We start from the raw sequence: 13,489 nt of genomic DNA on the forward strand, positions 1-13,489 counted from the left end.
CCTCGCCCGCCGGGGCGAGACCCGGCCAGCTGCCTCAGCAGAGAGCAACCCCTAAGAAACGATATAAGCTCCAGCCCCGGTAGAAAACAACTTCCCATCAGAACCCAGAAACTCCATCCTCGTACTCGCCACCCGAGACCCCAACCGCATAACCTCAGCCCTCAACTCAAAAAACTCACTAATCCCAGGCCGCAAATAATCCACCCGCAAATCAATCGTCCCCAGCTTGGCAAAGCGATGCAAGCGCTGCAAAGGCGCTTCGTCCATGTGGCGTGCCCCTATGGCCGCCATCACGGCGAGCCCGCCCATTGCGTCCAGCCCGGCGCTGATCACGCCGCCGTGGATGCGGTTGTGGGCATAGTGGCCTATCAGCTCGTTACGCATGTCGATGCGCGCGACCACGCGGTCCGCCTTGACCGAGGTGATCTTCAGCCCCAGCAGCTTGTTGAAAACAATTTTTTCTTCAAACAGGTCTTTGAGGCCGGCAATGAACTCCGGCTCGAATTCAACGGCATCTTCGCCTGGGGTGGTGGGTGCTTTGGTCATAGGCCCAATTGTCGCGCAGCGAGGTCTTTCATGATTTCTTCTGCGCCGCCGCCAATCATCATGACTTTGACTTCACGGTAAATGCGCTCACTTTTCGTGCCGCGCATATAACCCATGCCGCCCAGGATCTGCACCGCCTGGTCGGCGCAGAACTGCATGGTTTGTGTGGCGTGGTTTTTCAGCAGGCAGACCTGGGCCACCCAGTCAGGGTTGCCTGAGGCTTCTTCGCCGGCGTCTGCACGCGCGGCCAGCGCATCGGCCCAGGCCTGGGTGGAGGCGATGCGCATCTGCATGTCCACCAGTTTGTGGCGTATCACCTGGCGCTCGACCAGTGCCGCATCAAAGGTCTTGCGCTGGCGCGCCCAGTCCAGCGCCTCGTCATAACAAGCCTGGGAAAAACCCAACGCAGCCACCGATAAAGCCATGCGCTCGCCGTTGAAGTTTCCCATGATCATGCGAAAGCCTGCGCCCTCTTCACCGACCAGGTAGCGGGCCGGCACACGCACATTATCAAAACGCAGCTGCGCCGTGTCGGAGCACCACCAGCCCATCTTTTGCAACGGGCTGCGCGAAAGGCCTGGTGCGCCACCCGGAACCATGAGCATCGAAATGCCGCCCGGGCCTTTGGCTTCACCCGTGCGCACCGCCACCGTCAAAAAGTCAGCCCGCATACCCGAAGTGATGAAAACCTTTTCACCATTGACCACATAGTCGCCACCCTCACGCCGTGCCGTAGTACGCAAGGAGGCCACGTCGGAGCCGCCACCCGGTTCGGTGACAGCGAGTGCCGCGATTTTTTCGCCGCGCAGCACAGGCACGATAACCTCTCGCTGCAAAGCCGGGCTGCCATGGTGCAGCACGGGCGGCAGGGCGATGTTGTGGGAAAAGAGGCTGGCCATCACACCGCCGCTGCCGCCGTAGCGGCACAGGGCCAGCGTGACCGCATTGCGCAGCCGCCAGGAGGCAGGCGTGCCGCCCAGCGTTTCGGGGTAGCCCAGGCCCAGAAAACCCAAGGCCGCGGCCTGCGCATAAAGCGTTCGCGGAAACTCGCCGGCCTCATCCCACTGGGTAACATGCGGCGCAATCTCGCGTTCGGCAAAACGGCGCACGGTGTCTGCCAGGGCCGCAACGGCCCCGGCTTCTTCCTGATGATTCTGCAGAAGCGGCGCGCTCATGCAACAAACCTCAGCAGCACCTGCCCCGGGCTGGTTTGCCTGCCCACTTCCGCCATTACCTCAGCCAGCACCGCATCGTGCGGCGCATTGACGGCATGTTCGAGCTTCATGGACTCGATCACTAGCAGGGTGTCGCCGCGTTTGACGGCCTGGCCGGGCGTGGCGTGAACTGCAATCACCTTGCCGTTGAAAGGCGCGCGCAACTCCTGCGCCGCCGCCGCGCCACCAGATCCCGCCGATTCAAACGTGGCGTCTTCCAGAAACAGATCAACGGCGCCGATCTGCACATGCCAACGCCCGCCGGGCTGACCCGCCGTTCCTTTCAGGCACGCCACAGAGGCATGTTGCTGCGTCTGGCCATTGCGTATCACCGTGCTGCCATCGGCTTGCTGCCGGATCGCCACCCGCCGTATTTCGCCATCCGCTTCAAGCGCCACTTCGCCCCGGCCGAGTTCTCGGACGCGAAGATCCACAGGCTTCGCGCGATGCCGAAGTCTGACCGGTTTGGGAAACGGACACGGCAGACTGGATGCAGATTTTCTGGAAAAAATAGTCGAAAGCCCGGCGGAGATCAGGGCACGCAACTCCTCTTTTTGGAGGAAATCTTTTATCGCCTCACCTTGCTCCGCCAGGAAAGGTATCAGTGCCTGGCCGTCACGAAACACTGGATGCGCCAAACAGGCCGCCAGAAAACCCCGGTTGGTCGGCAAGCCCAGCACCTCGGTGCGGCCCAGCGCCGCCACCAGCTGGTCAATGGCCTGATCACGTGTCGCAGCATGCGCCACCAGCTTTCCCAGCATGGAGTCGTAATGCGGCGACACCACCTGGCCTTCAAACAGGGCGTGGTCAAAACGAATGCCGCCGGGTTCACGAAAGCGTTGGACCATGCCGGTGTGCGGTGTGAAGTTTTCGTCTTCGGCGCACAGGCGCACTTCAATCGCGTGGCCGGTGAACACCACCTGCTCTTGCATGAGAGGCAGCAGCTCACCTTGCGCCACGCGCAGCTGCCACTCCACGAGGTCCAGTCCGGTCACTGCCTCGGTCACCGGGTGCTCAACCTGAAGCCGAGTATTCATCTCCATCAGAAAGAAGTCGGGACCGTCGACAAGAAACTCCACCGTGCCGGCGCCTACATACCCCGCCGCCTGCGCCAGCGCTACAGCTGCGCCACACATGCGTGCTCGCAGTTTCTCATCTACTGCAGGGCTGGGCGTTTCCTCAACAATCTTCTGGTGACGGCGCTGCACCGAGCAGTCACGCTCACCCAGGTGAATGCAGTGGGCGTGAGCATCGGCGAACACCTGAACTTCAACGTGGCGCGGGTTGAGCAAGGCTCTTTCAATCAGCAGTTCTGCGCTGCCAAAAGCCGAGAGCGCTTCCGAACGGGCGCTCTGCAAGGCCGCCGGCAGTTGCGCGGCCTCATGCACCAGCCGCATGCCGCGCCCGCCGCCGCCGGCCACGGCCTTGACCATCAACGGGTAGCCGATACGCCCGGCTTCTATTGCAAAGCGCGCGTCGGACTGGTCATCGCCCTGATAACCGGGAAGGCAAGGCACGCCCTGGGCGCTTGCAAGTTGTTTGGCGGCCGACTTGCTGCCCAACTGCCGGATGGCCGCCGGCGGTGGCCCCACCCAGGTGAGACCCGCCGCAATCACCGCGTCAGCAAATGCGGCGTTTTCACTGAGAAAGCCGTAGCCTGGATGCACGGCGTCTGCGCCGCACGCCTCGGCCGCAGCTATCAGCTTGTCGATGCGCAGATACGAATCGGCTGAACTGATACCGCCCAGCGAGAACGCGCCATCAGCTTCACGCACATGCAGCGCATCCGCATCGGCGTCTGAATACACAGCCACCGTCTGCATGCCCACGATGCGCGCTGTGCGCATGATGCGGCGGGCAATCTCGCCCCGATTGGCGATCAGGAGCGTATTGATTTTCCTCATGCGGCAGGTTTCCTGCCGGACTTGGCCACGCCCATGATCTTGGCGATGATGCCCATCATCACCTCGTCGGCCCCGCCACCTATGGAGGCCAGGCGGCCGTCGCGGAACATGCGCGCGACCTTGTTCTCCCAGGTGTAGCCCATGCCGCCCCAGAACTGCAGGCAGGTGTCGGGCACCAGGCGGTTGAGCCGACCGGCCTTGAGCTTGGCCATGGAGGCGAGCTCGGTCACGTCCTGGCCCTGCACATAGAGCTCGCAGGCGCGGTAGGTCATGGCGCGCAAGCTCTCAACTTCCGTCTTCATCTCGGCCAGCTTGAACTGCACCCATTGCTGGTCGGCCAGCGCGGCGCCGAAGAGCTTGCGTTCATGCGCCCACTCGACCGTCCATTCAATGCAGTTGCTGAGCGACTGGATACAGCTGGCCGCGCACCACAGGCGCTCTTCCTGAAACTGCATCATCTGGTAGACAAAGCCCGAGCCTTCGCTGCCGATCAGGTAACGCTGCGGCACGCGTACCTCGTCAAAGTAGATCAAACCGGTGTCTGACGAATTCATGCCGATCTTCTTGATCTTCTTCGCGGCTTCGATGCCTTTGCGCAGCTTGCCCTTGTCGCGCATGGGCACCATAACCAGGCTCTTGTTCTTGTGCGCCGGGCCCTCGCCGGTATTGACCAGCATGCACATCCAGTCGGCCTGCAGGCTGTTGGTGATCCACATCTTCTGGCCGCTGATGACGTAGTCGCCACCGTCCTTGCGGGCGTGGCTTTTGATGGAGGCGACATCGCTGCCCGCACCGGGTTCGCTCACGCCAATGCAACCCACCGCATCGCCGGCAATTGCGGGCGCCAGAAATTCGCGCTTGAGCTCGTCGCTGCCAAAGCGCGCCAGCGCGGGCGTACACATGTCGGTCTGCACACCGATGGCCATAGGCACACCGCCGCAGTCGATATGGCCCAGTGCTTCTGCCATGGCCACGCCGTAGGAATAGTCCAGGCCCGCGCCGCCGTATTCCTCGGGCTTGGTCAGGCCCAGCAGGCCGAGGTTTCCGAGCTTTTTGAAGACTTCATGTGCGGGAAAGATCTCAGCGGCTTCCCATGCATCGACGTGCGGATTGATCTCGGCATCGATAAAACGTTTGAGGGTTTTCTGGATTTCCAGGTGTTCGTGCGTGTACTGCATTGTTGTCTCCGTTCTTTTGATGGCGCGTGGCCTACATGCGCGCCACGCCAAACTGCATAGGCCGCAGCTGCCGCGCTTCGGCATCGGCGCACATCGCCAGGCACTCCGCCAGCACGGCGCGCGTGTCGCGCGGATCGATCACGCCGTCGTCCAGCACCAGGCCCGAGGTGTAGAACACATCGGCCTGGGCTTCAAACATGGCGACGATCTTGTCGTACTGCGCCTGTGATTGGGCCGGGTCTGGCGTTATGCCTTTGCGCGCCAGGGCCGCCTCGCCCACGATCTGCATGGTGCGTGCGGCCTGCTCGCCGCCCATCACCGCCGTTTTGGCGCTGGGCCAGCTGAAGAGAAAGCGCGGCGCATAGCCGCGGCCGCACATGCCGTAGTTACCCGCACCGAAAGATGCACCGCACTGGATGGTGATTTGCGGCACGGTGGCGTTGGTGACGGCCTGGATCATCTTGGAGCCGTGCTTGATCATGCCGGCCTGCTCGCTCTCTTTGCCCACCATATAGCCGGTGGTGTTTTGCAAATAGATGATGGGGTGGCCCAGCTGGCACATCAGCTGGATAAAGTGCGTGGCCTTGTTGGCGCCGGCCACGTCGATGGGGCCGTTGTTGCTGATGATGCCAACGGCATGGCCGTCAATCGAGGCCTGCACGCAGACCGTCGCCGCGCCGTAGAGCGCCTTGAAGGGCAGAAAGTCGGAGCCGTCCACCAACCGGGCGATCACTTCATGCATGTCCAGCGGCTGGCGCAGGTCGCTGGGGACCAGGCCCAGGAGTTCGTCAGCCGGGTAGATGGGTTCGCAAGGCAATTCAGTGTCTGCTATTGAACTTGATATTGAATCTGATAATGACCATGAGGTCCGGGCTACAACCTCTCTCGCCAGCCCCAGCGCATGGCGGTCGTCGTCGGCCAGTTGTTCACCCAGACCCGAGACCCCGGCGTGCATCTCGGCGCCACCCAGTTCTTCTTCAGTGGCGACTTCACCGGTAGCGGCCATTAGCAGCGGCGGGCCGGCGAGAAAGGCGCGCGAACGCTTGCGCACCATGATGACCACATCGCTCAGGCCCGGCATGTAGGCGCCGCCCGCCGTGCCTGAACCATGCTGCACGGTGATGACCGGAATGCCGGCCGCAGACAGCCGCGCCAGGTTGCGAAAGAGGCTGCCGCCATGCACAAAACCTTCGACCCGGTAGCGCATGAGGTTGGCGCCCGCGCTTTCCACCAGGTGGATAAAAGGCAGCTTGTTTTGCAGCGCAATCTCCTGCACACGCAGAATCTTTTCCAGCCCCATGGCCTGGACGGCGCCGGCTTCAATGCCTGAATCACTGGCTACCACCATGCAGCGCACGCCGCTTACAAAGCCGATGCCGGCCACCACGCCGCCGCCCGGCACCGACTGGACAGGTTCCTTGCTGTCCTGCAAATAGCCGGCGAGGGAGCACAAGCCCAGCCAGGGCGCACCGGCGTCCAGCAGCAGCGCCACGCGTTCACGCGGCAACAGTTGACCGCGTTTATCAAAAGCGGGCCGGGATTTGGCGGAGGCCGCGGCGCTGCGCTCTTCCAGCGCGCGCAGTGCGGCGATGCGGGCGAGCATGGCTTCACGCCGTTGCTGCGCCACGGCGCCTTCTGCATTCCATGCCGATTGAAATACCGTCATGATTTAAAAACCTTGGGTGTTTCGGCCAGGTGAAAGCCTTCGAAGGGCTTGATGGCATCGCGTTGCAAAGCCTGGGCATCGGGCCGCTGCATGGGCCAGCCCATGCGCACCTGGGGCCGGGCGCCGTCCACCCGCAGCGTGGTGCCGCTGATGAAGTTGGCGGCCTTGCTGAGCAGAAAGACGACGGCCGCCGAGGTTTCGCTTTCTGTGCCGAAGCGGCCCAGCGGAACGGTGTTTCGCATCTCGCGCAGCATGGGGCCAGCCTCGGGCGGGTAGTGGTCCATACCGCTGGAGGCGATGTAACCGGGCGCGACCGCATTCACCCGCACGCCGCTATGGGCCCACTCGGCGGCGACGGTTTCGGTGAAGCTCACCATGCCGGCGCGCGCCGCGCCGCTGTGGCCCATGCTGGGCATGGAGCCCCACATGTCGGCCACGATGTTGACAATGCTGCCACCCTTTTGCTGCATAGCCTGCAGGTAGCATTCGCGCGCCATCAGAAAACCGCCGGTGAGGTTGGTATTTATCACTGCCTCCCAGCCCTTGGCGCTGATGGATTCCAGCGACGTGATGTACTGGCCGCCGGCATTGTTGACCAGGCCGTCGATGCGGCCCTGCGCCACCACAATGGCGGTGATGGTGGTTTTGACGGCTTCTTCCTGGCGGATGTCGCAGGGGTGAAAGCTCACCCGCCCACCCTGGGCCGCAATCTCGCCGGCCACACTGTGCAGCTTGTCGATATTGCGCCCTATCAGCACCACATGCGCGCCCAGTGCGGCGAGTTCGTGCGCGATGCAGCGGCCAATGCCTGAGCCGCCACCGGTGACAACGATGACCTGGCCGGCAAAGAGGCCGGGCTGGAACACGGATTGGTAACTCATGTACGGGTCTTTCTTGCGGGAGTTTTTTCCCCGATGAACAAGGCCATGGCCGCATCCGCCAGGTCGTCCAGCGAAGCATCTTTCTTCACATCAAACCACTGCACCGACCAGTTGAGCGCGCCAAAAATCAAAAGACGCGAGAGCTTCACCGGCCCCTTGAGCTGGCCCGCCTTGGCCAGCGCTTCGAGCACCGGCTCCCAGACGGCTTCGTAATCGCTTTGCAGTTTGGCCAGCAGGCCGCGCTGCCGCGCGGTGATGGACCGCGACTCATACAGCATGACTGGAATGAAGTCGCTGCCGGGGCCCAGCAGCACATCAAAGTGGTTGCGAATCAACACACGCAGCAGCGCCGGCGCCTCGGCGGTGGAAAGCCCCGCCGCCTGCAGGGCCGCGGCCTGGCGCTGCAAGGCCGAGCGCATGCCCTCTTCCATCACCGCATTGAGGAGTTCTGCCTTGCTTTTGAAATGGTAGAAGGGCGAGCCGCTGTGCATGCCGACGGCGGCGGCGATGTCCCGCGTGCTGGTGGCGTCAAAGCCTTTTTTGCGGAACAGCCGGGCGGCCGCATTGACGAGTTCGACCCGCCGGTTGCCGTCGTCGCGTTCGTCCAGCGTTTTGCGTGGGCGGCCGCGTGGGCGCTTTTCAGCGGTGTCGGGCGCGGATTTCGTTCGGGCTTTGCGGGGCGCGGAGGCTTGTTTAACACTTGCAGGGAGGCGCGATCGCGCGGCGGGTTTGTCCATAAGGGCAGACCATATCAAAACCTTGTATTTTTAGCAAGCACGTGCTTTGTAAAAATACCCACGTCTGAAAACCTGCTGTCAGCGTGCGGCGCCCCTTCGCGCGGTGACAGCTTTGGCAGGCGCCCCGACCTGCGGGTGCGTGCCATGGATATGGGCGGCATGGCCTTTTCCGGCAGGCGTGCGGCTATGTTCCAACGCAGCCTTTTCCAGTCCACTCAGAATGCCGCATGAAGCATTGGCCTGGCCGCTGGCGCATTGCTCGCGCAGCAGCTTCAGGTCTTTTTCAAGTGCCTTGAGTTCACGGATGCGGGCGGCGACGTGGCCGATATGTTCGTCAAGCAAGGCGTTGATGTCGGCGCAACTTTCATCCGGCGCGTCCTTGAAGTCCAGCAGGGTGCGAATCTCGCCCAGCGTCATGTCCAGCGAGCGGCAGTGGCGGATAAAGGCCAGGCGCTGCACATGGCTTTCGTCGTACACGCGGTAGTTGGCGTCGGTGCGCGCCGCTTCGGGCAGCAGGCCTTCGCGCTCGTAATACCGGATGGTTTCCGCCTGGGTCTGGGTGGCTTTGGCCAGTTCTCCGATCTTCATCATGGGCTCCATCAAAGCGTGTCCGGCATCCTGGCCGACCCTGCTGTAGGGGTACTCGGCAGGCGGCCTTGACTCTAAGGCCGCTACAAGGTTTCCAATTAAGCCATGAAAACCGAAAACACACCTGTTACCGATGCCTCCCACGCATCCTCCTGCTGCGGCGGCCACGCGCCTGCAACCGCAGCGCCCGGGCCGATGGGCGCCGGCGGGCAGCTTTTCCGCATCGCCACCATGGACTGCAGCGCCGAGGAATCCGAAATCCGCCGTGCGCTGGAGCCGATTGCCGGCATCCGCTCGCTGGGCTTTCAGCTGGGCGCACGCACGCTCAGGATCGAAGCGTCCGAAGGCGCTTATCCGCTGGCCCTGGAGGCCATTCGCAAAGCCGGGTTCGATCCCCAGCCTGCCACCTCCGCCAACGCGTCGCAAGCCGGCGGCCATGCGGGGCACGATCACGGCGATGGCCACACCCATGACCACAGCGACGGCCATGGCTTTAGCAGCGGGGTCACCCGCCTTGTTGCAGCCCTGGTGCTGGCCGTGGGCGCCGAAGCAGTGTCGTTTTTTGCACCCGACGTGATGGCCTGGAAGCTGGCCGGCATGGCGGTTGCCGCCGTGGCGATCGCACTGGCCGGCCTGGACACCTACAAAAAAGGCATGGCCGCCCTGCTGCGCGGCAAGCTCAACATCAACGCCCTGATGTCGGTCGCCGTGACCGGCGCTTTCCTGATCGGTCAGTGGCCCGAGGCTGCCATGGTGATGGCGCTTTATGCGATTGCAGAGCTGATTGAAGCCAAAGCCGTGGACCGTGCGCGCAATGCCATCAAGAGCCTGCTCGACATGGCGCCTGAAGAGGCGCTGGTGCGGGGCGCAGATGGCGCCTGGGCCACAACGCCAGTCGCCGCTGTGCCGCTCGAAGCGGTGGTGCGTATCAAGCCAGGTGAGCGCGTGCCGCTGGACGGCGTGGTCACCCTGGGCAATAGCGCCATCAACCAGGCGCCCATCACGGGCGAAAGCATCCCAGTCGACAAAGAGCCCGGCGACACGGTGTTTGCGGGCACCATCAATGAAACCGGCGAGATCGAGGTGCGTGTCACGGCAGCCGCCGGCAACACCACACTCGCACGCATCATCCACGCCGTCGAACAGGCGCAAGGCAGCCGCGCACCGACACAGCGCTTTGTCGACCGCTTTGCAGCCGTCTACACGCCGGCGGTGTTTGCCATTGCCGTTGCCGTGGCGGTGTTAATGCCGCTACTGGCTGGCTTGAGCTGGCAGGAGTCGCTCTACAAGGCGCTGGTGCTGCTGGTGATCGCCTGCCCCTGCGCGCTTGTGATTTCCACGCCGGTCACCGTGGTGAGTGGCCTGTCGGCTGCGGCACGGCGGGGCATTTTGATCAAAGGTGGCACCTACCTCGAACAAGCGCGCCTGCTCAAGGCCGTCGCGCTCGACAAGACCGGCACCATCACCGAAGGCAAACCCCAGCTCGTCGACTGGCGCACCTGGGGCAGCGCCGACGCGGCGACGGCCGCGCAGCTGGCTGGTGCCATGGCCTCACGGTCTGACCATCCAGTGTCCAAAGCGATTGCATCGGGCTTAAATGTTGAAGCGACTGACGTACAAGCTTTCAAGGCCCTGCCAGGCCGGGGCGTTGAGGGAAACATCGAGGGCAAACGCCTGGTGCTGGGCAACCACCGCCTGATCCATGAACTGGGTTTGTGCGGCGTGGAGCTCGAAGCCGAACTCGCCCGGCATGAGCAGCAAGGCCGCACGGTGACCCTGCTGGCGGATGACACACGTGTACTCGCCCTGTTTGCAGTGGCCGACACCATCAAGGAAACCTCCCGCCAGGCAATCACCGACCTGAAAGCCCTGGGCGTTACCCCCGTGATGCTGACCGGCGACAACGCCGCCACCGCGCAAGCCATCGCGGCGCAAGCCGGCATTGACGACGCACGCGGCGACCTGCTGCCCGAGGCCAAGCTCGCCGCCATCCAGGAAATGCAGCAACGCTACGGCGCCACCGGCATGACGGGCGACGGCATCAACGATGCGCCGGCACTGGCGCAGGCTGACATCGGCTTCGCCATGGGCGGGGCCGGCGCCGACACAGCCATGGAAGCGGCCGACGTGGTCATCATGAACGACAACCTCGAGCGGGTGGCCGAAACGGTGCGGCTGTCAAAACGCACACACGCCATCCTGTGGCAGAACATCAGCCTGGCGCTGGGGATCAAAAGCGTCTTCCTGATACTGGCCGTCTTCGGCACCGCCACGATGTGGATGGCCGTGTTTGCCGACATGGGCGCCAGCCTGCTGGTGGTGGGCAATGGTTTGCGCTTGCTGCGCACGCAGAAAAACTGAGGGCCAGGGCTTGGGGCGCCCAGTTCTGCTCCGGCAATAACAGGGAACACCTAAGCTATGCTCCTGGCAATCCATCCGGCCGGCCTTGTGGATCAACAACGACGAGGATCACCACTGCATGATTTTTATCCTGATTCTTCAATACGCCGCTCTCTTTTTCTTTGTACCTTTGGTCTTTGGTATCGCGTTGATATGGAGCGGTTGGAGTCTTAAGTCATCGGGCGTCATGTTTTTGGGGACTTTTTTTCTCCTTCTGGGCTGTTGGGGTGCGGTGTCCGGGATTCCAAATTGGCATGCACTCATTCAAGAAAAACGTGCAGCAAACCAATACTTTGAATCACGGTGCAAGGCCGTGGCCATCGTACAACTACCGTCCACCAGGCTCAGAGCGGAAGGATTAGTCTGGCTTGACCCGGATAAGGCGCAGGCAACATCACTGACAAGCGCAGACCGGCCGCAGGATTTTGTAAACCCGGGAAGAGGCTGGTATAGCGTCATTCAGTACCAAAAGTCCGACGCTTCTACGGTGGAAGAAGTTTCATGGTCAGACACTTCAAGGCCGGACAATCTCAAGATCAACCAGAGAAAGAGGGAACAAGCCTCCTTGCCTTACGTACTGCAAACACGCTCCATCACAACGGACGAGGACAGGCGCTGGGGGGTAGAAGGCGTCGAAACCACTATTTCCGATGCCGTGACACATGCAGTGCTAGCGCGAAGAGTCGTGATTGCCGCCACGCCTCAATACACCTTTGATCGCCTGCCTGCTCCTTCGTGCCCGACGGGTGTATTGACAGATGCACGATGCGACACCAACGGCTGCTCGGTGATCCCGTTTGTCGTTTCCGCCGTGGCTCCGGTTCTGCCGCGCGAGCACGAAAAGATATTTCATCTTTACAAGGCAATGGGTCCCAAGGACGGCAGTTGTCATTTTGAGATTGACGTAGGGCCGGGACTCTCCGCAAACGATCTTGAATGGTGGGGAGCCGAAAGGGACAACCGGGAAGATTTTCATCTCCGTATCAAAGGCACCAATGATGAACTGGTTTGCCCTCAATTTTTGTCGGCTGGAAGCAGCTTTTTACCGATGATTCGATTCGCCGACGGTGGCGCTTTTCCGTTCTTTACGCTCTTCGATTCATTTCAAAAACAACCAGGTCAGCACCGCACGCCGCAAGCTGTCGTGAAGAAAAGTCAAGGGCTTAAGCCACCAGCTTGAAAGCACGTTCAGGCAATAACACTCGCAGCCGTCCGCCTGGGCCGACTACGAGTTCTAGGGTTGCACCTAGAGTGATCGAAAACTCAGCGCTCAACCGTCTTGTTCCAGCGCGCGTTCCAGGCCGGGCGGTTTTCGTTGATCGCGTCCCAGTCCACGGCGATGGCAGTTTTCATATAGTCGTTCATCTGCGCGACGAGTGCGCCGGCCTTGCCCGAGGATTTGGTTTTGGGGTTGGACGGAATCTGGTCGCCGAACTCCAGCGCCGCGGCCTGGGCTTCAGGCGACAACAAATACTGGGCCAGCTTGTGTGCCAATGCAGGCTCGCTGTTTTTGGCGATCACGCATTCACCGACGGTCAGCACGGCCGAGCCTTCCTTGGGCTGCACGTATTCGACCGGCAGGCCTTTTTCCTTGAGCACACCGACTGCGGTGGGCGTGAGCGGGAACATCGCGGCTTCACCGGTCTGCACCATCTCGGCCAGCTTGGCGGAGCTTGGGATGTACTCAAGCACGTTGGGGCCAATGGTGGTGGGCCAGGCCTTGAAGCCGGGCTCGACGTTTTTGTCATTGCCGCCCTGGATGCGGTTAAACAGCAGGAAGCCGTGCAGGCCAAAGGTAGACGAGGACAGCGACTGGAACACCACCTTGCCCTTGTACTTGGGGTTGGCCATGTCCATCCACGAGGTCGGCGGCGCCCAGCCCTTTTCGGTGAACATCTTCTTGTTGTAGGCGATGCCGGTCATGCCGATGTTGACGCCGGCGGCCATGTCGCCCTTGAAGCGTGCGGTCGGAAAGAGGTCATTCAGCGCTGGGGTGGCCTGCATCTTCTCGCACAGGCCCATGCCGATGGCGCGGTACATGATGCCGTCGTCCAGGAACATCACATGCATCTGCGGGTTGTCTTTATTGGCCTGCGCCTTGGCCAGGATGTCGGACGAGGTGCCGGGCACCACCACAACCTTGACGTTGTTGGCTTTCTCGAACGCACCGAAGACATGCTCGGTGTAGGTTTTTTCCATGGTGCCGCCGTTCATGCCGATGTACAGCGTTTTGGTCTGGGCCATGGCGTTACCGCCGGCCAGGCTGGCGGCTGCGATGGCGAGGCACACCGCGCTGGCGCGGGCAAACAGAAATCGTGAGGATGTTTTCATGAAAGGCTCCTGGTGGCTTGGTGGGTGAATGAGTGAACGAATGG

The 13,489-nt window shown here is 62.1% G+C and carries 11 protein-coding genes; 2 read left to right on the forward strand and 9 right to left on the reverse strand.

Going from position 1 to position 13,489, the window contains the following annotated elements:
- Window positions 1-51: 51 nt before the first annotated feature.
- The 8 genes from BM408_RS16335 to cadR form a co-directional block, all read right to left on the reverse strand.
- A complete protein-coding gene (locus BM408_RS16335) occupies window positions 52-546 on the reverse strand; it encodes a thioesterase family protein (protein WP_092131004.1) in 495 nt (164 codons plus the stop codon).
- Window positions 543-1,721 (reverse strand): acyl-CoA dehydrogenase family protein, encoded by a 1,179-nt coding sequence (locus tag BM408_RS16340; protein WP_092131006.1) that lies wholly within the window; start codon window positions 1,719-1,721, stop codon window positions 543-545. Before BM408_RS16340 ends, BM408_RS16335 begins: the two co-directional genes overlap by 4 nt.
- Window positions 1,718-3,655 (reverse strand): acetyl/propionyl/methylcrotonyl-CoA carboxylase subunit alpha, encoded by a 1,938-nt coding sequence (locus tag BM408_RS16345; RefSeq protein ID WP_371327026.1) that lies wholly within the window; start codon window positions 3,653-3,655, stop codon window positions 1,718-1,720. The genes BM408_RS16340 and BM408_RS16345 overlap by 4 nt, the downstream gene beginning before the upstream one ends.
- Before the next feature lie 5 nt (window positions 3,656-3,660).
- Window positions 3,661-4,842: an acyl-CoA dehydrogenase family protein gene (locus BM408_RS16350; RefSeq protein WP_092131010.1), complete on the reverse strand. Its 1,182-nt coding sequence runs from the start codon at window positions 4,840-4,842 to the stop codon at window positions 3,661-3,663.
- Window positions 4,843-4,873: 31 nt separating this feature from the next.
- Window positions 4,874-6,508: an acyl-CoA carboxylase subunit beta gene (locus BM408_RS16355; RefSeq protein ID WP_092131012.1), complete on the reverse strand. Its 1,635-nt coding sequence runs from the start codon at window positions 6,506-6,508 to the stop codon at window positions 4,874-4,876.
- Entirely contained in the window at window positions 6,505-7,389 is an 885-nt protein-coding gene (locus tag BM408_RS16360) for an SDR family oxidoreductase (RefSeq protein WP_092131014.1), read from the reverse strand. The genes BM408_RS16355 and BM408_RS16360 overlap by 4 nt, the downstream gene beginning before the upstream one ends.
- Window positions 7,386-8,126, reverse strand: coding sequence for a TetR/AcrR family transcriptional regulator (locus BM408_RS16365; RefSeq protein ID WP_092131016.1), 741 nt, complete (start codon window positions 8,124-8,126; stop codon window positions 7,386-7,388). Before BM408_RS16365 ends, BM408_RS16360 begins: the two co-directional genes overlap by 4 nt.
- Before the next feature lie 78 nt (window positions 8,127-8,204).
- A complete protein-coding gene (gene cadR, locus BM408_RS16370) occupies window positions 8,205-8,714 on the reverse strand; it encodes a Cd(II)/Pb(II)-responsive transcriptional regulator (protein WP_092131396.1) in 510 nt (169 codons plus the stop codon).
- A gap of 105 nt (window positions 8,715-8,819) precedes the next feature.
- On the opposite strand from cadR, the gene BM408_RS16375 reads away from it, so the two are divergent.
- A complete protein-coding gene (locus BM408_RS16375; protein WP_175541820.1) occupies window positions 8,820-11,075 on the forward strand; it encodes a heavy metal translocating P-type ATPase in 2,256 nt (751 codons plus the stop codon).
- Window positions 11,076-11,160: 85 nt separating this feature from the next.
- A complete protein-coding gene (locus BM408_RS22795) occupies window positions 11,161-12,294 on the forward strand; it encodes a hypothetical protein (protein ID WP_175541821.1) in 1,134 nt (377 codons plus the stop codon).
- Between the two features lie 83 nt (window positions 12,295-12,377).
- Here BM408_RS22795 and BM408_RS16380 read toward each other — a convergent pair whose 3' ends face one another.
- Entirely contained in the window at window positions 12,378-13,445 is a 1,068-nt protein-coding gene (locus tag BM408_RS16380; protein WP_092131017.1) for an ABC transporter substrate-binding protein, read from the reverse strand.
- Window positions 13,446-13,489: the final 44 nt, after the last annotated feature.

The sequence above is a fragment of the Polaromonas sp. YR568 genome (assembly GCF_900116715.1).
Lineage (GTDB): Bacteria > Pseudomonadota > Gammaproteobacteria > Burkholderiales > Burkholderiaceae_C > Polaromonas.